Source organism: Dethiosulfovibrio peptidovorans DSM 11002 (genome assembly GCF_000172975.1).
In the GTDB taxonomy this organism is placed as follows: Bacteria; Synergistota; Synergistia; order Synergistales; family Dethiosulfovibrionaceae; genus Dethiosulfovibrio; species Dethiosulfovibrio peptidovorans.
The window spans coordinates 1,915,468-1,939,351 of the sequence record NZ_ABTR02000001.1 but is presented as its reverse complement, the minus strand read 5'-3'; the positions used below and the strand labels follow the sequence as shown (position 1 = coordinate 1,939,351).

28 protein-coding genes, 1 tRNA gene and 1 pseudogene are annotated in these 23,884 nt (G+C 53.3%); 15 read left to right on the top strand and 15 right to left on the bottom strand.

Translation table 11 applies throughout. The features are described from left to right. The first annotated feature begins 42 nt into the window (after positions 1 to 42). Genes DPEP_RS09310 through DPEP_RS09285 form a run of 6 tightly spaced genes read left to right on the top strand, consistent with a single transcriptional unit; the run spans position 43 to position 6,222 of the window. A complete protein-coding gene (locus tag DPEP_RS09310; protein ID WP_005661566.1) occupies positions 43 to 720 on the top strand; it encodes a queuosine precursor transporter in 678 nt (225 codons plus the stop codon). Between the two features lie 19 nt (positions 721 to 739). Next, entirely contained in the window at positions 740 to 2,374 is a 1,635-nt protein-coding gene (locus DPEP_RS09305; protein WP_005661564.1) for an ABC transporter substrate-binding protein, read from the top strand. Beyond that, on the top strand, positions 2,371 to 3,360 hold the full coding sequence (locus DPEP_RS09300) for an ABC transporter permease (protein ID WP_005661562.1): 990 nt from the start codon (positions 2,371 to 2,373) through the stop codon (positions 3,358 to 3,360). The genes DPEP_RS09305 and DPEP_RS09300 overlap by 4 nt, the downstream gene beginning before the upstream one ends. After that, positions 3,357 to 4,514, top strand: a complete 1,158-nt coding sequence (locus DPEP_RS09295; RefSeq protein WP_005661560.1) for an ABC transporter permease — start codon at positions 3,357 to 3,359, stop codon at positions 4,512 to 4,514. The genes DPEP_RS09300 and DPEP_RS09295 overlap by 4 nt, the downstream gene beginning before the upstream one ends. Further along, positions 4,511 to 5,290, top strand: coding sequence for an ABC transporter ATP-binding protein (locus DPEP_RS09290; RefSeq protein WP_005661559.1), 780 nt, complete (start codon positions 4,511 to 4,513; stop codon positions 5,288 to 5,290). The genes DPEP_RS09295 and DPEP_RS09290 overlap by 4 nt, the downstream gene beginning before the upstream one ends. Beyond that, positions 5,287 to 6,222 carry an ABC transporter ATP-binding protein gene (locus tag DPEP_RS09285; protein ID WP_005661558.1) on the top strand — a complete coding sequence of 312 codons (936 nt, stop codon included), beginning with the start codon at positions 5,287 to 5,289 and terminating at the stop codon, positions 6,220 to 6,222. Before DPEP_RS09290 ends, DPEP_RS09285 begins: the two co-directional genes overlap by 4 nt. On the opposite strand, the gene DPEP_RS09280 is transcribed toward DPEP_RS09285, so the two are convergent. Beyond that, the gene (locus DPEP_RS09280; protein WP_083797576.1) at positions 6,219 to 7,127 is read right to left on the bottom strand and encodes a DMT family transporter; all 909 of its coding nucleotides are present in this window, start codon (positions 7,125 to 7,127) and stop codon (positions 6,219 to 6,221) included. The genes DPEP_RS09285 and DPEP_RS09280 overlap by 4 nt on opposite strands. A 157-nt stretch (positions 7,128 to 7,284) precedes the next feature. Between DPEP_RS09280 and DPEP_RS13460 the strand changes: the two genes are divergently transcribed. The 3 genes and pseudogenes from DPEP_RS13460 to DPEP_RS09270 all read left to right on the top strand — a co-directional run bounded on the left by DPEP_RS13460 (position 7,285) and on the right by DPEP_RS09270 (position 8,563). Continuing rightward, a complete protein-coding gene (locus DPEP_RS13460) occupies positions 7,285 to 7,584 on the top strand; it encodes a hypothetical protein (protein WP_040382573.1) in 300 nt (99 codons plus the stop codon). A gap of 144 nt (positions 7,585 to 7,728) precedes the next feature. Next, a pseudogene (locus DPEP_RS13775) lies at positions 7,729 to 7,998 on the top strand (4Fe-4S binding protein); the annotation flags it as partial. A 70-nt stretch (positions 7,999 to 8,068) separates the two neighbouring features. Next, positions 8,069 to 8,563: a peptidylprolyl isomerase gene (locus tag DPEP_RS09270; RefSeq protein WP_005661554.1), complete on the top strand. Its 495-nt coding sequence runs from the start codon at positions 8,069 to 8,071 to the stop codon at positions 8,561 to 8,563. Between the two features lie 63 nt (positions 8,564 to 8,626). Here DPEP_RS09270 and DPEP_RS09265 read toward each other — a convergent pair. The 8 genes from DPEP_RS09265 to DPEP_RS09230 all read right to left on the bottom strand — a co-directional run bounded on the left by DPEP_RS09265 (position 8,627) and on the right by DPEP_RS09230 (position 13,171). Beyond that, positions 8,627 to 8,712 (bottom strand) — tRNA-Leu (locus DPEP_RS09265). A gap of 64 nt (positions 8,713 to 8,776) precedes the next feature. Beyond that, the gene (gene rplS / locus DPEP_RS09260) at positions 8,777 to 9,124 is read right to left on the bottom strand and encodes a 50S ribosomal protein L19 (RefSeq protein WP_005661552.1); all 348 of its coding nucleotides are present in this window, start codon (positions 9,122 to 9,124) and stop codon (positions 8,777 to 8,779) included. A 34-nt stretch (positions 9,125 to 9,158) separates the two neighbouring features. Beyond that, positions 9,159 to 10,313 carry a tRNA (guanosine(37)-N1)-methyltransferase TrmD gene (gene trmD, locus DPEP_RS09255; RefSeq protein WP_005661550.1) on the bottom strand — a complete coding sequence of 385 codons (1,155 nt, stop codon included), beginning with the start codon at positions 10,311 to 10,313 and terminating at the stop codon, positions 9,159 to 9,161. Continuing rightward, the gene (rimM, locus tag DPEP_RS09250) at positions 10,310 to 10,843 is read right to left on the bottom strand and encodes a ribosome maturation factor RimM (protein WP_005661549.1); all 534 of its coding nucleotides are present in this window, start codon (positions 10,841 to 10,843) and stop codon (positions 10,310 to 10,312) included. Before rimM ends, trmD begins: the two co-directional genes overlap by 4 nt. 2 nt (positions 10,844 to 10,845) lie before the next feature. Next, on the bottom strand, positions 10,846 to 11,091 hold the full coding sequence (locus tag DPEP_RS09245) for a KH domain-containing protein (protein ID WP_005661547.1): 246 nt from the start codon (positions 11,089 to 11,091) through the stop codon (positions 10,846 to 10,848). A 2-nt stretch (positions 11,092 to 11,093) separates the two neighbouring features. Beyond that, a complete protein-coding gene (rpsP, locus tag DPEP_RS09240; protein ID WP_005661545.1) occupies positions 11,094 to 11,369 on the bottom strand; it encodes a 30S ribosomal protein S16 in 276 nt (91 codons plus the stop codon). Positions 11,370 to 11,443: 74 nt separating this feature from the next. Next, positions 11,444 to 12,796, bottom strand: a complete 1,353-nt coding sequence (gene ffh / locus DPEP_RS09235; protein WP_005661543.1) for a signal recognition particle protein — start codon at positions 12,794 to 12,796, stop codon at positions 11,444 to 11,446. 24 nt (positions 12,797 to 12,820) lie between these two features. After that, a complete protein-coding gene (locus DPEP_RS09230) occupies positions 12,821 to 13,171 on the bottom strand; it encodes a sigma factor-like helix-turn-helix DNA-binding protein (protein WP_005661541.1) in 351 nt (116 codons plus the stop codon). Between the two features lie 159 nt (positions 13,172 to 13,330). Between DPEP_RS09230 and DPEP_RS09225 the strand changes: the two genes are divergently transcribed. Then, positions 13,331 to 13,996 carry a lactate utilization protein gene (locus tag DPEP_RS09225; protein WP_005661539.1) on the top strand — a complete coding sequence of 222 codons (666 nt, stop codon included), beginning with the start codon at positions 13,331 to 13,333 and terminating at the stop codon, positions 13,994 to 13,996. 17 nt (positions 13,997 to 14,013) lie between these two features. Further along, positions 14,014 to 15,006, top strand: a complete 993-nt coding sequence (locus tag DPEP_RS09220; RefSeq protein WP_005661538.1) for an asparaginase — start codon at positions 14,014 to 14,016, stop codon at positions 15,004 to 15,006. Between the two features lie 42 nt (positions 15,007 to 15,048). Here the strand turns inward: DPEP_RS09220 and DPEP_RS09215 are convergent, their stop codons facing one another. Continuing rightward, positions 15,049 to 15,804 carry a sulfite exporter TauE/SafE family protein gene (locus DPEP_RS09215; protein ID WP_005661536.1) on the bottom strand — a complete coding sequence of 252 codons (756 nt, stop codon included), beginning with the start codon at positions 15,802 to 15,804 and terminating at the stop codon, positions 15,049 to 15,051. Between the two features lie 117 nt (positions 15,805 to 15,921). Here DPEP_RS09215 and DPEP_RS09210 point away from each other — a divergent pair, with 117 nt between their 5' ends. Then, positions 15,922 to 16,347 carry a PPC domain-containing DNA-binding protein gene (locus DPEP_RS09210; protein ID WP_005661534.1) on the top strand — a complete coding sequence of 142 codons (426 nt, stop codon included), beginning with the start codon at positions 15,922 to 15,924 and terminating at the stop codon, positions 16,345 to 16,347. A gap of 52 nt (positions 16,348 to 16,399) precedes the next feature. Here the strand turns inward: DPEP_RS09210 and DPEP_RS09205 are convergent, their stop codons facing one another. Continuing rightward, on the bottom strand, positions 16,400 to 16,876 hold the full coding sequence (locus tag DPEP_RS09205; protein ID WP_005661532.1) for a YbaK/EbsC family protein: 477 nt from the start codon (positions 16,874 to 16,876) through the stop codon (positions 16,400 to 16,402). Between the two features lie 2 nt (positions 16,877 to 16,878). Then, entirely contained in the window at positions 16,879 to 17,760 is an 882-nt protein-coding gene (locus DPEP_RS09200; RefSeq protein WP_005661530.1) for a LysR family transcriptional regulator, read from the bottom strand. A 148-nt stretch (positions 17,761 to 17,908) separates the two neighbouring features. Here DPEP_RS09200 and DPEP_RS09195 point away from each other — a divergent pair, with 148 nt between their 5' ends. The 3 genes from DPEP_RS09195 to DPEP_RS09185 all read left to right on the top strand — a co-directional run bounded on the left by DPEP_RS09195 (position 17,909) and on the right by DPEP_RS09185 (position 19,895). Next, entirely contained in the window at positions 17,909 to 18,568 is a 660-nt protein-coding gene (locus DPEP_RS09195) for a TenA family protein (RefSeq protein WP_005661528.1), read from the top strand. Then, a complete protein-coding gene (locus tag DPEP_RS09190; RefSeq protein ID WP_050771322.1) occupies positions 18,513 to 18,902 on the top strand; it encodes a helix-turn-helix domain-containing protein in 390 nt (129 codons plus the stop codon). Before DPEP_RS09195 ends, DPEP_RS09190 begins: the two co-directional genes overlap by 56 nt. A 126-nt stretch (positions 18,903 to 19,028) precedes the next feature. Next, the gene (locus DPEP_RS09185; RefSeq protein ID WP_005661522.1) at positions 19,029 to 19,895 is read left to right on the top strand and encodes a MurR/RpiR family transcriptional regulator; all 867 of its coding nucleotides are present in this window, start codon (positions 19,029 to 19,031) and stop codon (positions 19,893 to 19,895) included. Here DPEP_RS09185 and DPEP_RS09180 read toward each other — a convergent pair. The 3 genes from DPEP_RS09180 to hisS form a co-directional block, all read right to left on the bottom strand. Then, positions 19,889 to 20,593 carry a metal-dependent hydrolase gene (locus DPEP_RS09180; RefSeq protein ID WP_005661521.1) on the bottom strand — a complete coding sequence of 235 codons (705 nt, stop codon included), beginning with the start codon at positions 20,591 to 20,593 and terminating at the stop codon, positions 19,889 to 19,891. The two genes, DPEP_RS09185 and DPEP_RS09180, sit on opposite strands and share 7 nt — an antisense overlap. Positions 20,594 to 20,672: 79 nt before the next feature. After that, entirely contained in the window at positions 20,673 to 22,472 is a 1,800-nt protein-coding gene (gene aspS / locus DPEP_RS09175) for an aspartate--tRNA ligase (RefSeq protein ID WP_005661520.1), read from the bottom strand. 8 nt (positions 22,473 to 22,480) lie between these two features. Then, positions 22,481 to 23,773, bottom strand: coding sequence for a histidine--tRNA ligase (gene hisS / locus DPEP_RS09170; protein WP_005661519.1), 1,293 nt, complete (start codon positions 23,771 to 23,773; stop codon positions 22,481 to 22,483). Between the last annotated feature and the right edge of the window lie 111 nt (positions 23,774 to 23,884).

Below are 23,884 nucleotides of genomic sequence, written 5' to 3'. Positions count from 1 at the left end.
TGAGCGACATAATTCGATTCGACAACAGGGAGGAATATTTACGTGTCAAACGAAATTTTATGGTTTGCCATGATGCTTCTGAACTTCGGATGCATAATGGCCATCTACAGACTTTGGGGAAAACAGGGCCTGCTGTGCTGGATTCCGGTATCGGTCATATTGGCCAATATTCAGGTAGTCAAGATGGTATCCCTTTTCGGTATAACATCGACCCTTGGCAACATAGTCTATGCATCGGCCTTTCTGGTCACCGACATCTTGTCGGAAAACCACGGCAAGGAGGACGCCAAGCAGGCGGTCTACATCGGATTCTTCTCCTTGATAGCGATGACGATAATAATGAACCTGGCTCTGTGGTTCACCCCTCATCCTGACGATTTCGCCCAAGGAGCACTGAATACGATCTTCAAGCTGATGCCCAGACTCGCCCTGGCCTCGTTTATGGCCTACGGAGCTTCCCAGCTCCACGACGTGTGGGCTTTCCACTGGTGGAAAGAACGCACGGGAGGCCGTCTACTGTGGCTCAGGAACAACCTTTCCACCATGGTCTCCCAGGCGCTGGACAGCGTCATATTTACATTGGTGGCATTCTATGGGACGGTCCCGACAGGGGTTCTGGGAGAGATCGTCCTATCCACCTATGTGTTGAAATTCATAGTCGCAGCCTGCGATACACCCTTCGTCTACTGGGCCAGAAAAATCGGAGGAAAAAGAACGTAGAGAAAGGAGGACGCAAGTCTTGAGAAAAAGATGCCTTTTAGCCCTTACAGTTGCCGCAACGGTGTTGACCCAAATCGCAGACGCCTCTGTCGATCCGGATAGAATCCAGGGACCATCGATAGACGAACTCTACATGGTGGTGATCAAGGACCCCGACGCCAGGGCTCTGGCCTTGGAGAAGGGCGAGGTCGACCTGATAGGGGACATAGCCAGCCCTGCGATAATCGACAGGCTCTCGAGAGCCGACGACAGGATCTCGATGTCCATGGCCAAAAGCTTTCACGCTTTATCTATGGGGATGAACCTCCGAAGAAACCCATGGAACAGAGTCGAGCTTAGACGGGCGATAAACACGATCATTCCCAGAGAAAGGCTGGTACGAGAGCTCTTCGGAGGCTTTTCCGAGCCGCTGTATTCGTACCTACCTCCTGTGTCTCCCTATCACGATCCCGAGATATCCCAACCGAAATACGATAGGGACAAAGCCAGAGAGATGCTGAGGGCATCCGGTTGGAGCTGGAACGACGAAGGGGCGTTAATTCCTCCCGAATCCTCAGATCCTCTGAAACCCGTATCCATACTATCCCCCACGGCGAACTCGGCTCCCACCACGGCGGAACTGGCCTCTCGCATAGCCGACGAGATGACCGCTCTGGGCATACCTACGCAGGCGGAACCGATGGACTTCTCCACCATGCTGGCGAGGCTCGACGCCAGAAACTTCGACTGCTACGTCATGGCATGGAGTTTGACCAGGGATCCCGACGTCCTCTACTCTCTGTATCACTCGTCGATGGACGTCCCAGGAGGATACAATCTTCCCGGCGTCCGATCTTCCACTCTGGACGAATCTATCGAAAGGCTGCGTTACGCACCAGATGAAGAATCAGCTATGACGGCGGCTCACCAATCCCAGAAACTCCTTTCCGAGCTGGTTCCGGTCGTTCCTATATACAGCCGTTCGTCCGTAGGAGCCGTAGGCAAGGGGTGGTCTGGAACTGTCGCTACCACCGCGACCTCGGTGGACTCCATATGGACCCTTCTGTCGGCCTACAGAGACGGACACGATCGGTTCAAGATGGCCCTGGAGGACGATCCCAGAGCCATCAACCCCTTCACATCCTCCAGCGCCACGGCGTGGAAGGTCCTGGGATTGATATACGACTCCCTCATCGAGATAGATCCCACGACTCTGGGAGACCGACCGGGACTAGCCGAGTCCTGGAAGGTCGAGACCGTGACGGTCGCCGGCGGCGAGGTTACCAGGATAACCTTCAAATTAAAGGAAGGGCTCCTCTGGCAGGACGGCTCGCCTCTGACCTCCTCCGACCCGGCGGAGACTATCCGATATATCGCGGAAAACGAGATTCCACGGTTCTTCGACAATGTATCGGATCTTATGGCGGTCGAGACCCCGGACGAATCGACCTTGACTGTTACGATGGACTCGATCAGCTATTGGCACTTTCACCATATAGCGGGACTTCCGGTTCTCCCGGCTAAAGTTCTGAGAAAGATAGACGACTGGAAAAGCTGGCAGCCCATGGAGGACGGGGGGCTCATCGGCTCGGGACCCTTCGTTCTTAAGGAGTACAGGCCCGGTGAGTTCGTGAGATTCTCGTCGAACGAACATTACAGGAGGTACCGCCGTTGACTCCATTAGTCGGCGAAAGATATTGGACCAGGAGACTTGCGGGGGCCGCGGCGATAATGCTGGCGGTTCTCGCCCTGAACTTTCTGCTGTTCAGAATCATGCCAGGTGATCCGGTATCGTCCATCGTAGACCCCGGCTTTTCTCCCGAGGCCAAGGAGAAATTGAAGGGATTATACGGTCTGGATCGTCCTCTGTGGAGTCAATTTCTGACCTACGCCAAAAGAACCCTGACGCTGGACTTCGGGATTTCCTTCATATCGAGAAAGCCGGTGTGGGAGGAAATCGCCTCCAGGCTTCCCAACACGATAGCGCTTATGGGAATCGCCGTGTTAGGTTCCGCCGCATCTGGAATCTGGCTTGGGGTAAAGGCCGCGACGAGAAAAGGCCGATGGACGGAGAAACTGGTCCTATGGGGGAGCGCACTGTCCTTTTCCTTTCCCTCCTTTTTCGTACAGATGGTGCTCTTGATGGCTCTGGCCTACGGCCTTCCCCTATTTCCCCTCAGAGGATCGGTGTCGGTTCCACCGCCAACGGAGCCCATCCAGATACTGATCGATTACCTCTGGCACCTCGTCCTTCCCGCCGGTTCCCTCATCCTCCTGGGATTCGGGGGATGGGCTCTATACGCCAGAAACCTGATGGTTCGGGTTTTAGAGGAGGACTTCATCCTGATGGCCAAAGCGAGGGGACTGTCCGAAAAGAGGATAATATGGCGACACGCCTTCCGATCCATACTGCCGCCAATCCTGACGATACTTCTGATGTCCATACCATCACTGGTATCAGGGGCGGTAATAACCGAAGCGGTGTTCTCCCTTCATGGCATAGGGGCCTTCCTGCTGCAATCGGTGATCGGACACGATTACCCCTCCGCCGGTGCCGCTTTCTACCTGCTGTCTTTGATTACGGTGGGATCCAACCTCTTGGCCGACGCCGCATATGAACTGGTGGATCCCAGGGTAAGGCTGGGGAGGACCATTAAATGAACTTCAAGATAACTGGAAGATGGAGCCTCTGGGCTCTGGCGGGATTATCGATCATGGGGTTTTTAGGACCTACAGTGGTGGACCTATCGGTGGACTCAGTGGCCCCTCCCTTCTCGAAACCTCTATGGATAGACGGAGATCTTCCGCCCAGCGTGACGTTGGATATCGATGAGAAAAGATCTGGACAGATAGAATGGGCTGGTCAGCCCCCGGGAGGATTCAGGTTATCTGGCACGGTTGTCCTGCCAGAGGAACGTTCCGGAGAGATAATCTGGAAAAACCCTGAGGGTCCCTCAAAGCTGATCGACCTATCGGGAGGGAAAAACGAGATCGACCTGGACAACAGGGACATGTCGTTCAAATTGAACCTGGGCATATCCCCCTTCGACGATCCTATGGAGCATCTATTCCCGAGAGAGGGGACATATAGGATCGAGGTCACAGGAGAACTCGTCTCCTCCGATCTGACCCTTCACCTCCCCGGAGAGAGATGGGGACTTTTAGGTACAGATCAAAGGGGAAGGGACGTCTTTCTGCTGTTCCTTCTCGGCATCAAGGTGTCCCTCGTGGTAGGTCTGGCCACCACGGCCATAGCATCGATCCTGGGTTTGACGGTGGGGATGATCAGCGGATACAAGGGAGGCTGGATAGACGGGGCTATCATGAAGGTAGTCGACCTATTCATGTCCATACCGACCCTTCCTATACTCATGGTACTCGCTTCCCTATGGGGGAAAGGGTTGATACAGATGATCGTCATACTCTCTCTGTTTTCATGGATGGGCACAGCCCGTACGGTCAGGGCCCAGGTCCTGTCTTTGAGGGAATCCCCCTTCGTGGAGGGGCTGAGAGCTCTAGGAGCTCCGACGGGTTATATACTGAGAAGACATATACTGCCGGAGACGATGCCTATAATGGCCGCAAACGTAGCCCTGGGGGTCCCGGGCGCCATATTGGCCGAGGCGGGGTTATCCTTTCTGGGGCTTTCCGATCCCCGTGTGATCTCATGGGGAAGGATGCTCCACGAGGCCCACAGCTTCGGAGCCTTTTCCGCCGGAGCATGGTGGCTCCTCCTGCCTCCTGGGCTCGGGATAGTCTTGGTCTGTCTTATATTCCTGGATTTCGGAAAAATATCCGAGGAGGGTTCGCCATGATGGTAAACCTGTCCAACCTCAGCATCAGATACTCCAATTCACCTCTGCCCTACCCTCCTGCCCTGGACGATGTGTCTCTATCCCTCAGGATGGGGGAGATACTGGGTTTGGTAGGAGAATCGGGAAGTGGAAAAAGCACCCTTCTGATGGCTATATTGAGGCTCCTGCCGAAAGGGACCTTCGTTAAAGGGACCATCACCTCGGAGGGACAGGACCTGCTATCCCTGGACGAGGAGGATATGCGTCTTTTCAGATGGGACAGGATCTCCTTGGTTCCTCAGGGAGCGATGAACGGTTTCACACCGGTATTGACTGTGGGATATCAGATCGCAGAGGTCCTGCTGGAGCACTCGGACATACCTATCGGCGAATCCACGAAGGAAGTCAGAAGGCTGCTGTCCGAGGTAGGGCTGCCTGAAGACGCCTACGAGAGATACCCTCACGAGCTGTCGGGAGGTCAAAAACAGAGGGCGGCCATAGCTACTGCCCTAGCCTGTGCTCCTTATTTCCTCCTGGCGGACGAACCGACCACGGCTCTGGACGTTATAACCCAGGCTGAGGTAATTTCGCTTCTGAGAAGAGCCGTCAAGAAGAGAAACATGGGCATGGTACTGGTGACCCACGATATAGCCCTGGCATCGTCGATATGCGACTCTATAGCGGTCTTACGCCACGGGAAACTGGTCGACCACGGAACGGTCGAGGAGATCCTGAGCCATCCCACCGACGAACACACGAAGTCCCTTTTGAGAGCTCAGGAGGAGATGGAACGATGAAAGACGTCATATTGGAGACCGACGAGCTCGAGGTCGTCTACCGAGGCGGGGATAAATCGGTGAGAGCTCTCAGACCACTCTCCATAAAACTGGGACGGGGAGAGTCTCTGGCCGTAGTCGGAGAGTCGGGGTGCGGAAAGACCACATTGGTGAGGGCCATCCTGGGACTCCAGCCTCCGTCCTCCGGAGCGATCTCTCTATTCGGAGAAGACATCTCCGAACTGGACAAAAAGGGGACAATCGCCGTCAGAAGAAGGTGCGGGTTCATTCCTCAAGACGTATATGGAGGACTTCCGCCGGGCCTCTCTGCCCTGGATACAGTCAGAGAACCCTGGGACCTTCTTCACCCTAAAAACAACAAAGAGGCCGGTAAAAAATACGCCGTCGAACTGATGGAGCGGCTGGGACTGGACTCGAAAAACCTGGGGAACCGAAAGGTTAAAAAAGGGCTGTCAGGAGGACAGAGACAGAGAATAGCGGTAGCCAGAGCCCTAATCAACGACCCGGAACTGCTTCTGGCCGACGAACCTACCAGCATGCAGGACATATCCACGAGAAACAAAGTCATAAGGTTACTCCAAGAAAGGGTGGACCGCGGTATGTCTCTGATCTTCGTCACCCACGATCTCCTCCTGGCACGATCTATAGCCCGGAAGACGGCGATTTTTTTCGGAGGATCGCTATGCGAGACGGGGAATTCCGACGATATCGTATCCGAACAGATCCATCCCTATACCAAGGCACTTTACGGAGCCATGCCGAGGTTGAACGAGAAGATGGTGCTGAGGACGTCGAAGGACAGGACCCCCTCCCCCACCGGCTGTCCGTTTAGAAAAGGCTGCCCGGAAGCCATGTACGTCTGCGAGAAAACCCCTCCTATGAAATACATGGGAGATGGCAGGATGGTCGCCTGCTGGAGGACTGGGAACTAGATGCTTATGGCCAAAGAGCCCGCTATGATCAACACCACACCGAGCATCTGAGAGGGAGACAGCCTCTCAGAGAAGAGCAACCTGCCCCATATGGCGGCTATCAGAGGGCTGGTGGCCGCTATAGGACTTACCAAAGAGGCAGGAGCAAGCATCATCGCCCTGGTGATGAAAAAACCACCTAGAGAGAGGGCCAAAGCTCCGGCTATCACCAAAGCTGCCCAGCTTTTGAGATCTGTCCTGAAGAGATCGGGGCGATCGGCATTCCCCATGGAGAGATAGCGGCACCCCCACCATCCCCAGGCTATGGGGAGGAAGAAGATCGCCCTCCACAGATTAAGGGCCGCTGGCCCAAGATCGCTTTCCAGAACCGCCCACCTGGTCACGACCAGGCTTCCGCCCCAGAGGAAAGCGGCTCCCAAGGAGGCGGAAACCCCCTTGAATATGGCCCCCGATCCCCCCTCCTGTCCTACCGGACGGCTTCGAAGGAGTACGAGTCCGACTATTACGACGACTGTGGCGGAAATGGCCGTCAAGGTAACCGACTCCCCCAATAAAAGCACCGATATAGCCGTCACGAAGAGGGGATAGCTACAGGTCACGGCGGTGGCCTTTCCAACCCCTACCGCGTCGATACCTATGAAAAAGAGCAGATCCCCTGCTACGTTGGCCAGAAGGACCGCCAGCCCCAGCCCTACTAGGATGACCCAGCTGGCGCCTCCCATAGAACTTTCTCCGGCGAGCCGATATATTATCAGGGAACTGGCGAGAAACCCGAAAGACCTTATGGCGTTCATCTTTTCCATCAGGACCTTGCCCATTCCAAGCTTGTATATAACAGGAACGGTCCCCCAACACAGGGACGCTCCCAATGCGAAAAACACCCCGGCACTATCCATCCATTCCATCTCCGTTTCGTATCCGAATTCCGATCATTATACCCCATAAGAGAAGCTGTATTTCAGCTATAAAATTCACCGATCATGTAGATCATGTACTAATATATCGATAGATTCTGAGACTAAATCACCATAGGTATTCGATAGGAGGAATTAGAAGAACCTCATGTACGTCTACTCGGGGACGGGAAACACGCTTCACCTGGCAAAAAAGCTATCGGAGAGGATCGGCAAACACGAGATACACAATATGGTGGGACTGATGGACGAAGACGTCCAGCTGGATATACCTCGTATTGGACAGCGCCGGAACGCCGCTGGGAGCCGAGGCATAGTGCCGCAGGATATTGGAGAAAAGAGGGATAAGGCTGGACGCCTCCTTTTCCGTAAAGATGCCGGGGAACTACCCGCCTCTCTCCAACCCGCCGTCGGGAGAAAAGCTGAGGCGTCTGGCCCAAAAAGGTGACGTTTCCATGGACAAAGTCATCGAGGCCGTATTGACGAGAAAGGGTTCCCGATCTCCGAATAAACTGTTAGGTATTCTGTCCGACTTCATCAATTCCAGAGCCCTCAGAGCGGCCCCAAAGGGGACTCGAAGTTCTTCTAAACGGACGAATGCACAGGATGTGGAATCTGCGCTTCTGTATGCCCCGTAAACAACGTGAAGATTGTCGACGGTCGTCCCTCGGCTTGGAAACTGCACCGGATGTCTATCCTGTTTTCATTGGTGTCCATCCAAGGCCATACAGTACAACCGGGGATCGTCCCTCCGCAGAAACAGATACGGACATCCATCGATCTCGCTGAGAATGTACCTGGATTGGTGCTCTCTGGACAGAGAGGAAGGCGAAAAATAATCGAACCTGTTTCTGGACTGTAGGGTAGGCATAGGGCATAATACTTCCGGACCGGATAAATAAGGCCAATCAAGACGACGGAGGAGATAGTTTATGGTAAAACTGGAGACCAACAAGGGAGATATCGTCCTGGAATTAAACGAAGAAATGGCACCTAAGACCACCGAAAATTTTCTAAGATACGTGGAAGAGGGATTCTACGACGGTACGCTTTTCCATCGGGTTATAGACGGCTTCATGATCCAGGGAGGCGGCTTCGACGAGACGATGAGCCAGAAGGAAACCGGAGACCCAGTCGAGAACGAAGCCGATAACGGGCTGAAAAACGAGGCCTACACCATCGCGATGGCCAGGACCCAGGATCCTCACTCGGCTACGGCCCAGTTCTTCATAAACGTAAAGGACAACGACTTTCTCAATCACAGTGCTCCTACCGCTCGTGGTTGGGGCTACGCGGTTTTCGGGAAGGTAACGGAGGGCAAAGAGGTCGTTGACGCCATAAAAACGGTAAAGACCGGTGGATTCGGACCACACCAGGACGTTCCAATCGAGCCAGTGGTGATCTCGAAGGCCTATATTCTGGAGTAAAAATCCGAGAGAGTACACATAAGAAAAGGCCGGAAGCTTAAGCTTCCGGCCTTGCTCTTTTAGTGGTGCGGAGGGGGAGACTCGAACTCCCACAGGCTATGCCCACAAGATCCTTAGTCTTGCGCGTCTACCAGTTCCGCCACCCCCGCATTAGGACAGTGCGTATTATACAGAGGCCCAAGCAGTCAGTCAAGCCCCTATCGCGAAAGAAGTTTAGATCCTGCGCTCTCTGATTCTCGCGGACTTACCGCTTCTCTGTCTCAGATAGTAAAGCTTGGCCCTACGTACCCTGCCGAGGCGTTTAACCTCTATTTTCTCCACGCTGGGACAATGAAGGGGAAAAATCCTCTCGACTCCCACTCCACTGGAGACCTTGCGAACCGTGAAAGTCTCGCTGAGGCCGCCGTGTTTCCTGGCGATCACCACTCCCTCGAACATCTGGATACGCTCTCTGCTTCCCTCTCTGACCCGAACGTGAACCTTGACGGTGTCTCCGGAACGGAACTGGGGAATATCCTGCTTCATGAACTTCTGCTCTATCAGACTAATTCTGGGATCCATATGCATAACCCTCCCTGTCGTGTACATATAAGATTTATCGCCATCCGAAGAAGCGATCTAATACAACCGAAATGGCGTTCTGTACCGGAAGAGCGGATCGAGATCGATCATCTCCCGCGACAGGACGCATAGTTACATCGCAATCCTTCTCGTCTCCTCCGGCCATGAATATCACCGGCCTGGAGACCTTGAGGATCTCCCTTTTGATTTCAAGCCAGGAAAGACCACTCGAGTTAAAACCATTGAATCCTACCATATAGGGAACTGCCTTCTCCTTATCGGAGACCCATCGCAAAGCTCTAGCCACAGAGGGGAAAAGCTTTACCAGGGCCCCGAGGTCCTCTCTCAGGATCAAAGATCGCACAGAGTCCCGTGTATCCCTGTCCTCTACTGGGATCAGCAATTTGGAGACACCGTAAAAACCGCAGGACCTAGCTATCGAACGGATTTCCCAAGGAGACGATACCTCCGATAAAGGAAGCATGAGGAACGCATTTTTATCCATATACCCTAAAAGACCGGAACGGCTCAAAAGATCCGGACGTCTCTCGAGGGTTCTACGAACCGCCTCTCTACGACGCCAGTCCTCTATAGCCCCATCGTTACCGGACAGCAGGACGTCTGGGACGTCCTGCCCCCTCCAGCTCGACGGTCTGGTGAAATGAGGGGTATCTAGCATGCCTTTGAAAAAGGAATCCTCCTCTACGGATCGTCCCTTTCCAACCACTCCGGGAACCAAGCGAGAGACCGCATCGATTATCACCATGGCAGGCAATTCCCCTCCTGTGAGGACATAATCACCTATCGATAGCTCAAGATCGACCCGGGACGAAACGAACCTCTCGTCTATCCCCTCGTAATGACCGCAAACTATGACGACGTCCCCCTTGGAAAACAGGGTCTCCACCGTTTCCTGGGTAAGAGGAACCCCCTGGGGACTGGGATAGACCACGTAGGGATCACCTTTCAACCCTTCCAAAGCCAGGGCTAAAGGCTCGGCCATCAGGACCATTCCTCCCTTGCCTCCGAAGGAATAATCGTCTATCTTGCTGTAGGATCCCTCTCCGTAATCGCGGAGATCCACCACGTCAACTTCGAGGAGACCTCTCTCGACGGCGCGACCGACGATGCTGGTCTCGAAAAAGGCACGGAAGAACTCGGGAAAAGCGGTTATCACCGTTACTTTCATAGATCTCTAAGGCCCTCGATGTTCTTTACCTTGAGCACCCCAGAAGCGATATCCACGGAAGAGACGTACTCTCCTACGGCGGGAATCATCATGTTTCGTCCATCCGGGCGTTTAACCGTATAGACGTCCGATCCCCCGGTCACCATGACATCGCACAGAGTACCGATAGTTTCGCCCGATCCTTCGTCGATTACGGATAGACCGATGAGATCGTCTATCCAGTACTCGCCTTCAGGCAGATCCCTGCGTTGGTCTTTGGATACCTTTATCAACAGACCTCTCAGAGATTCAGCCTCGTCTCTATCGCATATTTTCGGGGAGGTTATCATAACCTCGCCCTTATCCGGTCTGAATCTAACTGAGGAGATAGGGACGGCCTTGATGAATCGCCCCTTGCCGTCGTACAGATTCAACTCGTCCATGGATTCGAAACGATCGGGAAAGTCGGTCAGAGGGAAAACTTTAAACTCACCCTTGACCCCGTGAGGAGCTATTACTTTTCCCACTTCAACGAGGTCGTCGCCCTTCACCGTTAATCCTCCCTAACGTCCACGTCGACCCGCTCGCCGGACTTGACGGCAGCGGCCCGTACTACCTGACGAATAGCGTTGATGGTAGCCCCCCGACGACCGATCATGCGACCTATATCGTCGGAATCGACATCCACCAGAACCTTCACGGTGCCATCCTCCACCGGCTGAGATGACACCTGAACCATCTCGGGTTTCGTGACCAAGGCCCGAGCTACATACTCGACCAGGGCACCGTAATCAGGCACGACTACTCAGCCTTACCTTTGCTCTCGACGAACTTCTCCCAAACTCCAGTCTTCTTGAGAAGCCCTCTGGCCGTATCGGAAGGGATAGCTCCCTGCTGAAGCCATTTGACCGCCTTGTCGCTGTCGACGGTTATCTCCGAGGGGTCGGTCATAGGATTGTAGGTACCAAGCTGCTCGATGAAACGACCGTCTCTGGGACTTCTGGAGTCCGCTACCACCAAACGATAGAAAGGAGCCTTTTTACGCCCGTGACGGGCGAGACGAATACGTACTGCCATGTCTAGAAACACCTCCTGATATAGATACGTCATAGAACCGGTTGACCGGTTTCATGCCTCGTGAGTGACTTTATTTAGTTGAAGAGACCGCCGAATCCCTTGAGCTTCGGCATCTGAAACTTCTTTCGTCCCTTCCCCTTACCCATTTTTTTCCAGAGATCGTTCATCTGGCTCTGTTGCTTCAAAAGCTGGTTCACCATCTGAACGGTAGTTCCCGATCCCTGGGCTATCCTTCGCCTGCGGCTTCCCTTGATCACCGCAGGGCTTCTCCGTTCCTCCGGCGTCATGGATTGGATTATGGCCTTCATCCTGGCGATCCTACGGGGATCCATCTCCCCGTCCTTCAATTCCTTTATCTTGTCGGCTCCCGGAATCATCTCCATAACTTTATCCAGGGGGCCCATCTTCTCGATCTGCTCGAATTGAGCCAAAAGATCGTTGAAGTCCAGTTTGTTCTTCTTGAGAGACGAGGAAAGTCTCTTTACGTCCTCCTCGCTGGTGGCCTGCTCTATCTTCTCCACCAACCCTACGACGTCTCCCATGCCCATTATGCGCTCCGCCATACGTTTGGCGTCGAAGACCTCCAGGGCATCTATTCCCTCTCCGACACCGGCGAACTTGATGGGCACTCCGGTAGTAGCAAGAACGGCCAAAGCCGCCCCTCCTCTTGCGTCACCGTCGACCTTGCTGAGAACTACTCCGGTAAGGTCCATCCTACTGTGGAAAGCCTCCGATACCGAGACGGCCTCCTGCCCGGTCATGGCATCCACGACCAGAAGAATTTCATGAGGGGCTATCCTGGCCTTCATGGCATCCAGCTCTGCCATCATCTCATCGTCCACTGTCAGACGACCGGCGGTATCGAAGAGAATAACGTCCATCAATCTATCTCTGGCGTAACGCAACGCTCCGTCTATCACGTTGAGGACGTCCGACTCCCCTTTTTCTGGACCATAAAATCCTACTCCGGCGGACTCGGCTAGGACCCTGAGCTGATCGACCGCAGCGGGTCGCCGAAGGTCACATGCCACGACAAGTGGTTTATGTCCCTTACTCAACCGTTTGGCCAACTTCACGGTGCTGGTGGTCTTACCTCCACCTTGAAGTCCCACCATCATCATCAGGGTCGGAGGTTTAGGCGATATGGTCAAAGGCTTGGGCTCGGAGCCCATGAGATCCATCAGTTCCTCGTAGACAACAGCTACGACCTGCTGTCCCGGGGTAATGGAATCCAGGACGGACCTCTCCATCGCTCTTCGACGGATATTCTCGACCAGTCCCTTGACGACCTTATAGTTGACGTCCGCCTCCAGGAGGGCTCTACGAACTTCCCGAAGGGCTTCCTGTACGTCTCCCTCGGTCAGCTTACCTTTTCCCTTGAGTTTACCAAAAACGCCGTCAAGCCTTTCCTTCAGGGCGTCGAACACGGTCAAATCTCTCCCTTCGCCGCTCTAATCAACTTCGGAGAGGATCGCCCTAATTTCGGAGATGAAATCCGAGGGAAGACGGTCCCTTTCCAAATCGACCAACCTTAACACATCGGCGTAGACTCCATCCCAAGCCGCCGATCTTTCGAAAAATCCCAGGAGATTCTCCAGCTCGTCCAGACGGTCTCTAGCCCTCTGTAGCTGATCCGATATCCCCTGACGACTTATTCCCAGCTCGTCGGAGATCTCCGAGAGAGACAGATCCTGAAGATCGTGCATCTCGTATATCCGCCTCTGTTTTTCGGTGAGAACCGGGCCGTAAAGGTCGTAAAGACCTGCTATGTAGAATCTCCTGTCAAGCTTATTGGCATCCACGGCAATCCCTCCCGACGAGACGACATAGTATAGAACGGCCTCGGAAAAGTGTCAAGCTATAGACCTTGACACCTCTTTTTCAAGACTGGACTTTTACTTGAAACTCTGCCATTATCGTCAGTGATGAGACGAAACCAGATATTTGGGAGGTATGGATTCATGAGCGAAAAACGGGCATCCGCTTTCGACGACACCCGAAGAGAGTGGAAACATCGTCTGGGAGCTACGATCGTTAAGGCTCTGGAGGGACGCGGCTATGGAGCCGCATACGTAAGCACCAAAGAAGAAGCACTGAAAGCGGTGCTAAAACTCATCCCCGAGGGCGCATCCGTAGGGGTGCCTGGTACCGTAACCATAAGAGAGATCGGAGCCCTTGAGGCCTTGGAGAAAAAAGGACACACGGTACACCATCACTGGGATCCTTCTCTGACCGCCGAGGGAAAAAAGCAGAGACTCAAGGACGAGCTCTCGAGCGATGTATTTCTTACAAGCACGAACGCCATGACCATAGACGGGAAGATGGTGAACATCGACGGCACCGGCAACAGGCTGGCTGGCATGTGCTGGACCGGAGGAAAAATAATCTACGTCGTGGGGATAAACAAGGTCTGCCACGACGTTGAGTCGGCCATGCAAAGGGTAAGGGACGTAGCCACTCCAATGAACGCCATCAGACTCGGCTTAGATGTTCCCTGTGCCAAGCTGGGATATCACGTAGGTTGTCCCGTTCCCAAGACGGTATGTAGGGCCCTACTGATAATGGAAAACCCGACCATGGGACGGGAATCCCACGTCATCCTGGTAGGCGAAGACCTTGGGTACTAGGGCAGGAGGCTTTTACCTTGCCTAATCGGGGTAAAATAGCGTTGGTTATGGCCGGAGGAGAGATCGGAATGCGTTACTCCGAGCGCAAAAATGGCCATACCCCGGAGGTCACGGCTGAGGAAATGCTCCAATGGCTGCCTCCCGAGATAGCAGAGGAAATCCATCTGGTAGATTGGAGTCACCAGGCCAGCAGCCATTATTCCATACGTATGACCTCCGACCTGATGGATATACTGAACAAGCTAGTGATAGACGGAATACAGGGAATCGTCATCACCTGCGGCACAGACACCATTGAGGAAATGGCTTACTTGGCCGATCTTATGTGGGCCTATCCACAACCGGTTATATTCACCGGCGCGACCTATCCATCGGATGTAATAGGGACGGACTCCTCTGTAAATCTATACCAAGCGCTCCTATCCGCCAGATCTCAGGCCTGTTGGGGGGCTGGGGTCCTGGTGTGTATACAAGACTGCATCTTCGCCGCCTCCGAGATTACCCAGGAGAGCAACTACAGGAGAAGCGGATTCGTCGCTTTGGACAGGGGACCGGTTGGAGAGATTATCGGCGAGGACGTGATGCTCCGGAGAGCGCCGAAGAGAGGAAAGATAATCGAAGGCGTAACACCGGCGAAAGGAGTCGAGCTGATTCAGGCGTCTCTGGGGGGTGGAGAGCGTCTGTTGGCAGCCTTGACCATGTCTTCCGACAACCTCCCCGACGGGGTCGTTTTGGCCGCTTTCGGGAACGGAAATATATTCCCCGGCTGGATTCCCTCCGTCAAGGCGCTGGTAAGATCATCGGTCCCGGTTCTGCTTACCTCAAGATGTTCGGCCGGCAGAGTCGTAAATCGATACTGTTTCGAGGGGTCCGCCAGTCGGCTCTTCGATATGGGGGTATTGAACGGAGGAGATCTGTCTCCTGAAAAAGCTCGTCTGAAACTTTCGGTGGCCATAGGAGCAGGTCTTTCCGGACCGGAGTTACAGGATTACATATTCTGTCAAAGATGATACTAGGCCGACCTTAAGGTCGGCCTAGTATCTTTTCCTGTTTCAAGCGGAAAGGGCCTGAAACATCATCTTGAAGGCGCTTACGATAACAGCACCGGCAACCATCCATCGAATCCACCGACTACCCTTGGACACGGCAAAACGGGCCCCTAAATACCCGCCTAGCATGGAGCCACAGGCAAGAACCAGACCGACCTTAAGGTCCAGCAATCCCTTCGCTGCAAACATAGCCACGCTGATGGACGTATAGCACAGGATAACCGCAACCTTGAGGGCGTTTGATCGAACAAGATCATGGCCGACAAACCCGGAAAGAGCCCAAAGGAAGATAAACCCCACTCCGGCCTGAACGAACCCGCCGTAAACCCCTATTCCGAAAAAGAGGAGAAACAAAGCAGGCTTGGGAACATCCCTGCTCCTCTCCTTTTCCCACATAGACGGCTTGAACATAAGAAGAAAAGCCATCACGGATATCAAAATCGATATGGATATCTGAAGGACTTTAGGATTTAACTCTATAGCCAAAGATGTGCCGACCACAGATCCTATCGTAGCAGGAACAGCCAAAGACAGCGCCTCTCGGACGGAGAGGACCCCCGACCGGTAAAACCTCGTGGTTGCCACAGTGTTCTGGAAAAATATGGAGATACGGTTGGTCGCGTTGGCCATAGGAAGAGAAAGCCCCGTAAAAACCAGCATAGGAAGGCTCAGCAGGCTTCCCCCTCCCGCCGTGACGTTCAAGAATCCCGCCGCTACTCCCACCAAGAACACCGCTACAAGGCTGAGATAAGAAGACATGTAGACCCTCCATAGAAAGATATGACTTGGATACTTTTGGGAAAACGCCCTCTATATAGTACAATAAAGCCAAGAGGAACCGGTCAAAAGGCATGAGACAAAAAAGGGGGCGAGATCATGCAGTATTGTGGAACGGAGGAACTCCTGGCGCTTCACATAGAGGACGGAGAAAACCTTCACGGTTGTATCGTCACGGCCTGCCAGGGAAGCAACGTAGACTCCGCCGTAGTTATTTCCGGGCTAGGAATGATCTCATCCGTGACCTTCGGATGGTTTACCGGAAAAGAATATCTCAAGAAAAATTACGACGGGACGATGGAGCTAATCTCTCTCTCGGGAGACATAAGCTTCAGGAGAGACGGAATGTATCCCCACCTCCACGGAGTCTTCAGTTCCCCGGATCATCAGGTAATAGGCGGTCACATCATGGAGGCAATCGCCATGAGAAACATCGAGCTATTTCTGAAACCGATATACTCCCAGCACTTCAACAGAAGGGATATAAACGCTTTCGAGGCGCTTATCCCGGAAAGAAGAAGCTGACCTCGCAGACGAGGGGGATTTTTCCCCTCGTCTTTTTTCTATATGGACGATACTATTTTTTCAAGGATACCATTCGCCCCTCCGTATATTCCAACAGGAGCTCAGGCGAGATGGGAAAGAAGTCGTGATCAGTACCGGCAGCAGCCCAGACTACGTCAAATCTACTAAGTTCCTCGTCCACCAGGGCAGGAAGAGACGGCCGATACCCCACAGGAGGCACGCCTCCCACCTTATAGCCGAAATTGGAATAAACGTAATCCGGCTGAGCCATCTTAACCTTCGAGTTAGCTGTTCCCATGACCGAGGCAATCCTCTTGGGATCGACCCTGTTATCACCGGACATCAGCACCAAAACAGGATCGCCGCTCACCATGAAAACGAGGCTCTTCAATATCTCCTCTGGAGGAGCCCCTACTGCCCTGGAGGCGTCCTCCACAGTAAATATGGTGTCGTCGGTATGATAGATCGTTCCGTCGTAGCCCTTGGAATCCAGAAAAGATCTTACCTTTTTCACCGCTTCGTTTTCCATCGTCAGACCTCCCTGCTCTCCGCTTTTTCCATAAGGAAGGACACCAAAGACTCCACCGCCTTGGTCTCGCACAGGCCGTAGACCATGTAGAAAGGCCTCCTGACCGGAGGTTCGAAAGCTATCACAGCCACGTCCGGGTTGGATTCCGCCGCCACCCGGGATACCACGCCAGCTTCGGCGCCGCTGGCCACTGCGTTGACCACGGCTAAAGCGTGACCGAATTGCAGAGGAATATCCTTCGATCCAGCCTCTACGGATTTGTAGGCTCTCTCCCATATCTGTCTGGTTCCCGATCCAGAACTCCTGCCAGCCAACTTCAACGAAGCAATTTCCTCCAGTCCGACGCTCTTTTTCGTAGCAAGAGGATGTCTTCTTCCCACCACCAGCACAAGCTCGTCATTCAGGAAAGGAACGCTGGAAAATCCGGGCAAAGAGCGATCGGTGCCGACAATGGCCAGATCGGCCTTGCGTAACGACAGATCCTCTAAAGCCGTCTGAGAATCTCCGACTCTGACCTTCACATCCACCCCCGGATGACGTTCGATAAACTCCACGAGAAAAGTGGGGAGGATGTAATCTCCGGGAATAGAGCTGGCGCTTATTGTGACCGAGCCGTAAAGCTCCTCGGAGATCTCAGCTATCTGAAGCTTCGTCTTTTTTCGACAGTCCAGCATCCTCAAAGCGGACTTGTAGAAAACCGACCCCTCAGAAGTCAGGCTCGAATGTTTATGCCCCTTGGCAAACAGCGTCGCTCCCATCTCTTTTTCGAGCCTGGCGACTCTCTTACTGACCGCAGGCTGGGAGACGCCTAGGGCGGCAGCCGCAGCGGAGATGCTGCCTTTTTCCACTATAGCTATAAAAGTCTCCAATTCTCTAAAATCCATAGGATACCATTCCTCTCAGCGACGTCTACAGGTCTTTTCATCCAACGAAGATTATCACATGGGATAAAAGGCTTGGCAAGAACGGAAGGTTCGGTTAGAGTCATTCTAAGCACATCAAAACTCTAGAAAAAGGGGGATTTGTCGATTTATGGTCGCATTATCAACGGTCCTTTTTGACGAAAACATGGACATAGCTCTAGCCTGTCTGGATCATCCTTTCATACGGGAACTCAAAACGGGATCTCTAAAACTGGAGACCTTCCAAGGTTACCTCTCCCAGGATTCCTTCTATCTCAAGGCATACGCAAAGGCGTTCGCCTTCGGAATATCCAAAAGCCAAGACGAAGAGACCATGGAGGTATTCGTCTCCCTCCTCAACGGAGTCTTCGAGGAATTGAAGCTCCATGGAGCCTACTCAAAAAAATGGGGATTCCCCCTAAACTGCCCTCCCTCCAAAGCTACGTCCAACTACGTCGATTTCCTGCTGAGGGTAGCGGCCACGGAAGGGATCGGAGACATAGCAGCGGCTACACTTCCCTGCGATGCGTTGTACCTTTTTCTAGGAACCGAGCTGAAGCGAGGGGACCATTCCAAATCACGCTATATGGAATGGATCGACACCTACTCCTCCGAATCGTTCAGGATCCTGACGAATACCCTGGCGGAACTGGTCGACCGCCACGGAACGGATCCCGAGAGAGCACGGCGTCATTACAGAAGAGCCATGAAACTGGAATATGACTTCTTCGACGATGCATACAACTCTTACATGGCAGAGGGGAACCAGGAAGGAGAGATCCAAGATTAGAAGCACCGGGCTCAGGATAAAGCTGCTCAGGGAAAGTCTCGGAATGACCCAGTTGGAGCTGGCTGAAAAAGCCGACATAAGCAGAACCTACGTTCAAGCTCTCGAGGGCAACAGAAAGACCCCCTCGGTAAAATTGCTCGGGAAACTAGGCGACATACTGAAGGTGGACCCGGGTTCGCTAATCCCCTCAGGAGATCACTTGAAAGGGAAAAGGATCTACCTGGAGGAGATCTTCGACCGGAACTCGGGCGCAGAATACTGGTATAAAAACAGACGTATTACCGAAGAAGAGGTTGAAAAGATAGAGAAAGTGATATCGGCACTGTTGGATTGACTCGACGAAAACGAGAACATTATGACAAAGCGGCGATTTCGTTGTTTCGACCGAGAGAATTGACTAAACTATCCTTTCGTCTTAAACTGTACTAGAGTACAAGTTTCTTCGGATGGAGGTGTTTTTTTGGAGGCTCAACAGTTACAGGACCTATTGAGGTCCCATCTTGACAACATGCCTACAAAGGCACGAAGGGTAGTGGAATACCTCTTGACCCACATGAGGGAGGCGGCTTTCATATCTATAGGAGACGTGGCTGACCGTCTGGAGGTCTCAAAGGCCCAGATGGTGAGGGTAGCCAGGGTCTTGGGGTTCGAGGGATACGCGGATCTGAAAGAAGCGCTAAAAGAAGCCGTTTTGGAGCAGGTAAATCCGGCAGCGAGGCTGAATCGGGTGATGAACGATGAGAACGACCTTCCCGATAAAATCCACCAAATGGAACACGCTAATTTAGACGACACGTGGAATCAGCTCTCTCAGGACAAGATAACCCTCTTCTGCGACATCGTCAAAAAAGCACAAAATATATACTGCACCGGCTGGGGGATCTCGTCCATGGTGGCCGAGTCCATGTTCTCCAGATTCAGGGAGATGGCTCTAAACGGGATCCTGATGAAGAGGGGATCCTTGACCCTTATAGAACAGGCTAGGGGAATAAAACCGGAGGACATGGTGATAGCCTGCGACCTTCCAGGCTATGCCATTCAGGTAACCGAATCGGTAGAGAGGGCGAAGAAAAACGGGGCCGCCATCGTCTCCATAACCGACAGCCCCGCAGCCCCTATATGTAGATTCGCCGATCTATCTTTCTACGTCAGCGACAACAGCCCTACATTCGGAAGCAGCCTGATCGGGCCGATCTTCCTGGTACACGTCCTGACGTCAATCTTATCTATCAGTTTAGGCGAAAAAGCCCAGGAGGCTCTGGAAGACCAGGCACAGTGTCTGCACGACGAGAGGATATACCACCCGGTATTCGGCCTTCGTTACTGATCCAAAACCTCGACCAGGGGGAACTCAACGGTCTCTCCGGGAGCCATAATCACAACGTCCACCGTCCCGCTGACTGCGACGGCGAACTCTTCCGGACTGGCCTCTATCACCTCGAAGGTATCGTAATGCATAGGTATGACATGATTGGGACGGATGAGGTTCGCCGCCTTTGCGGCGTCCTCTACGTCCATGGTGAAATTGCCTCCTATAGGTAGAATAGCCACCTCGACTTCATCCTCTTTGAGCAACCCCATATCGAGGGTCAAGCCGGTGTCTCCGGCATGATACAACTTCCTTCCATCCACCTCTATGAGAAAACCTCCAGCCGCACCTCCCGGTATCACCCCGTCAGGAGAGTATATATCCGAACCGTGTAGGGCAGGGGTCATCTTGACCTTCCCGAACGGGAACTCAAAGGAACCGCCGATATGCATAGCATGGCATTTTGTTCCCGATCGAGAGAGATAAACCGATATCTCATAATTACACACGACGGTGGCCCCGCTTCTTCTCGCAATCTCCTGAGTATCGCCTATGTGATCGCCGTGACCGTGAGTCACGAAGATGTAGTCGACGTCGTCAAAATCGTCGATTTTTCCTACGGATTTAGGGTTTCCCGTAAGAAAGGGGTCTATCAAGAAACTGACCGACTCCCCTCTTACGTGAAAAGCCGAGTGACCTAGATAACGGACCAACATAAGAAACGCCCCCTCTCTAAGGACAGTATAACAAAAACGGGACCGCCGCCGTTCAGTGACGATCCCGAAAAAACTCCCTCTAACCTTTAGGCACGAAGGTTGATTTTATGTGGAGTTCCTCCATCTGGGTGATTCCGACCTCGGAGGGAGCACCTGACATGAGGCTCTGGGCCTTGGCGGTTTTGGGAAAAGCCATGACCTCTCTGATAGAGTTGGATCCGGTAAGAAGCATGACCAATCGATCGAACCCAAGGGCTATACCTCCGTGAGGAGGAGTCCCGTAGCTCAGGGCATCCAGAAGGAAGCCGAACCTCTCTCTGGCCTGATTCTCCGAGAAGCCCAGACAACCGAACACCTCGGACTGTATAGCAGGATCGTGGATCCTTATGGATCCTCCTCCAACCTCGTTTCCGTTTAAAACTAGGTCATAAGCTCTAGATCTTACCGACCCAGGGGCCCTGTCCATGAAAGGAAGATCTTCCACCATCGGCATGGTGAAGGGATGGTGTACCGACGTCCATCTCTTTTCCTCCTCATCCCATTCGAACAGGGGGAACTCCGTCACCCAGAGGAATTCCCAGGAATCCTTTACGTGGCCGTGCTCTTTTGCGATCTCCAACCGGATCTGCCCCAGCACAGAGCATACCAAGCTCCAGTCTTCATGACCCATCACGTACAGGACATCTCCGTCGGAAGCACCGGAGATCCTTCCGAGATCGGCCTGTTTGGCGTCGCTCAAGAACTTGGCAAGAGGTCCTTTGACCCCTCCGTTTTTGAACTGGAAATAGGCCATCTCAGGAGCTCCAAGCGCCTTGCCCCTCTCGCATACCTGCTCTATCAGACGTCTGGAGAGAGAGGCTCCCCCGGGAAGGACCACTCCTCTGACGTAGCCCCCCCTTTTTAGGAGTTCCTCGAAGGGCTTGAACCCACCGTCTGCAAACACGTCTCCAAGATCGACGATCTCGAAGGGAATTCGCAGATCGGGCTTATCGCTTCCGAAGCGGTCCATGGCCTCCCTGTAGGGCATCCTCAAGAAGGGAGTTTGGAGCTCAACTCCCAGTCCATCCTTGAAAAGACCTACCATGTAGGCCTCCATCATCTCGTATATATCTTCCTCCGTTAGAAAGCTCAACTCGATGTCCACCTGGGTAAACTCCGGCTGTCTGTCGGCCCGAAGATCTTCGTCTCTGAAACATTTGGCGATCTGAAAATATCGATCCATGCCGCTTATCATCAGTATCTGTTTGAAGATCTGGGGCGATTGAGGCAGGGCGAAGAAGGAACCGGGATTGACCCTGCTGGGAACGAGATAATCCCTGGCCCCCTCAGGGGTGGACTTCGTGAGAACAGGGGTCTCCACTTCGCAAAACCCCCTATCGCTGAGGAATTCTCTGGTATACCGGGCCACATCGTGGCGTACCCTCAGATTTCTCTGCATCCTGTTACGCCTCAGATCGAGGTATCGATAAGAAAGCCTGAGGTTTTCGTCCACTCCGTCAGTGCCCTCTCCTACCTCGAATGGCAGAGGTTTAGCCGGGGCTAGCAGGACAAAATCGTCGACCATGATCTCCCATCGTCCCGTCGCCATATCGTCGTTACAGGTCCCGTCGGGACGAACTCTTACGGATCCCTTAACAGCCACCACGAACTCGCTCCGAAGAGCTTTAGCCCTATCGTGAGGTTCGGGACACAGTTCAGGATTGAAGACGACCTGAACCGTCCCGGTGTGATCCCATAGCTCTATGAAGATAATACCGCCCAGGTCACGACGTTTTCGGACCCATCCGTTTACCGTTACGACCTGGCCTTCATGGCTTCCGTTTACGGAGCCGCAGAAGACGGACCTTTTCCAGGAAGCCGAAAAAACACCTGTTTCCATAGTCTAAATCATCCCCGCTTTATTAAAGTACTCTGATCCAACAGTCGGGACACGCTGGAGGTCAAACTCTCCAACTCCACCTGGCTCTGCTCCGACCTGGAGAGATCCTTTACCGTCACGACCCCTTTGTCCAACTCGTCTCCGCCCACTATACAGGCCACGGAGGATCCTCCATTGACGGCGGACTTCATCTGGGCTTTCATGCTTCGACCAAGATAATCCATATCCGCGGAGATCCCCTCCCTTCTGAGACGATAGAGAACATCTACCGCCAGAGAACGAGCTATCTCGTCCGCACAGACCACGAAAACATCCGGGGTCGGTTCCCTCCCGAAATCGCACCCCTGCTGCTCCATCGTCAGGACTATTCGATCGAGCCCGGCGGCGAAACCGACGCCTGGCACGTGAGGTCCTCCGATCGCCTCCGACAGGTTGTCGTAACGACCTCCACCGCAGACGGCGTTTTGGGCACCAAGATCTCCCGACTGCACCTCAAAAGCCGTCTTTGTGTAGTAGTCCAACCCTCTGACCAGCCTCTTGTCTATGTGATAGACGATACCGAGTGAATCGAGACCGGATGTCACAGCCTTGAAGTGTTCGGAACACTCGTCACAGAGGGTCTCGAATATGGCCGGAGCTCCGTCGGTGATCTCTTTGCACCTGTCGTTCTTGCAGTCCAGTATTCGGAGGGGGTTTCTGTCGAACCTGTTCTGGCAGGTACCGCATAGCTCGTCCAGGTAAGGACGAAGGTAGTCCATCAGAGCCTTCCTGTAGGCAGGGCGACATTCAGGACATCCTACCGAGTTTATGACCACCTCCAAGTTGGACATGCCGAGATTTCTAAAAAGCTCGATGGCGGTCATTATGACCTCCAGATCCACTAGAGGACTATCAGAACCTAGAGCCTCGAAATCGAGCTGCCAAAACTGGCGGTATCTCCCCTTTTGAGGCCTCTCGTAGCGAAACATCGGGCCAGATCCCCATAGTTTAACGGGCTGAGCTCCGCCGTTCATGGAATGTTCCAGGTAACATCTGACCATAGATGCAGTCAGCTCCGGCCTTAAGGTTATGCTCCGCCCACCCTTGTCCTCGAAGGTGTACATTTCCTTTTCCACGACGTCGGTGGTGTCGCCGATACCTCTGGCGAAAAGCTCCGTATGCTCGAATATGGGAAGATGGACCTCTTTATACGAAAAAAGATCGGCGATCTTTCGGGACATATTCAACGTATGGCCCCATTTCCATGAATCATCGGGAAGAATATCCCGAACTCCTCTAGGGGCTTTAATACTCTCGGCCATAGCGTTACCTCCTGTGTCGTGAGTTTAAAGATAAAACGTTATCGAGAAATTATACATCGTCTACCTCGACAACGCCAATTAAAAAAGCGGCCCTAGGGCCGCTTTTTCTAT

What these genes read in the sequence shown, in the direction of transcription:
- DPEP_RS09205 (WP_005661532.1), bottom strand. Translation starts at nt 16,876, where the DNA reads ATGGAAAACGAAGCGGTGAAAAAGGTAAGATCTTTTCTGGATTCCAAG.
- DPEP_RS09200 (WP_005661530.1), bottom strand. Translation starts at nt 17,760, where the DNA reads ATGGATTTTAGAGAATTGGAGACTTTTATAGCTATAGTGGAAAAAGGC.
- trmD (WP_005661550.1), bottom strand. Translation starts at nt 10,313, where the DNA reads ATGAAAGTAACGGTGATAACCGCTTTTCCCGAGTTCTTCCGTGCCTTT.
- DPEP_RS09295 (WP_005661560.1), top strand. Translation starts at nt 3,357, where the DNA reads ATGAACTTCAAGATAACTGGAAGATGGAGCCTCTGGGCTCTGGCGGGA.
- DPEP_RS09290 (WP_005661559.1), top strand. Translation starts at nt 4,511, where the DNA reads ATGATGGTAAACCTGTCCAACCTCAGCATCAGATACTCCAATTCACCT.
- DPEP_RS09280 (WP_083797576.1), bottom strand. Translation starts at nt 7,127, where the DNA reads ATGGAATGGATGGATAGTGCCGGGGTGTTTTTCGCATTGGGAGCGTCC.
- DPEP_RS09215 (WP_005661536.1), bottom strand. Translation starts at nt 15,804, where the DNA reads ATGTCTTCTTATCTCAGCCTTGTAGCGGTGTTCTTGGTGGGAGTAGCG.
- DPEP_RS09190 (WP_050771322.1), top strand. Translation starts at nt 18,513, where the DNA reads ATGCATACAACTCTTACATGGCAGAGGGGAACCAGGAAGGAGAGATCC.
- DPEP_RS09180 (WP_005661521.1), bottom strand. Translation starts at nt 20,593, where the DNA reads ATGTTGGTCCGTTATCTAGGTCACTCGGCTTTTCACGTAAGAGGGGAG.
- DPEP_RS09225 (WP_005661539.1), top strand. Translation starts at nt 13,331, where the DNA reads ATGAGCGAAAAACGGGCATCCGCTTTCGACGACACCCGAAGAGAGTGG.
- DPEP_RS09270 (WP_005661554.1), top strand. Translation starts at nt 8,069, where the DNA reads ATGGTAAAACTGGAGACCAACAAGGGAGATATCGTCCTGGAATTAAAC.
- DPEP_RS13460 (WP_040382573.1), top strand. Translation starts at nt 7,285, where the DNA reads ATGTACGTCTACTCGGGGACGGGAAACACGCTTCACCTGGCAAAAAAG.
- DPEP_RS09210 (WP_005661534.1), top strand. Translation starts at nt 15,922, where the DNA reads ATGCAGTATTGTGGAACGGAGGAACTCCTGGCGCTTCACATAGAGGAC.
- DPEP_RS09285 (WP_005661558.1), top strand. Translation starts at nt 5,287, where the DNA reads ATGAAAGACGTCATATTGGAGACCGACGAGCTCGAGGTCGTCTACCGA.
- rplS (WP_005661552.1), bottom strand. Translation starts at nt 9,124, where the DNA reads ATGGATCCCAGAATTAGTCTGATAGAGCAGAAGTTCATGAAGCAGGAT.
- DPEP_RS09195 (WP_005661528.1), top strand. Translation starts at nt 17,909, where the DNA reads ATGGTCGCATTATCAACGGTCCTTTTTGACGAAAACATGGACATAGCT.
- hisS (WP_005661519.1), bottom strand. Translation starts at nt 23,773, where the DNA reads ATGGCCGAGAGTATTAAAGCCCCTAGAGGAGTTCGGGATATTCTTCCC.
- rpsP (WP_005661545.1), bottom strand. Translation starts at nt 11,369, where the DNA reads ATGGCAGTACGTATTCGTCTCGCCCGTCACGGGCGTAAAAAGGCTCCT.
- aspS (WP_005661520.1), bottom strand. Translation starts at nt 22,472, where the DNA reads ATGGAAACAGGTGTTTTTTCGGCTTCCTGGAAAAGGTCCGTCTTCTGC.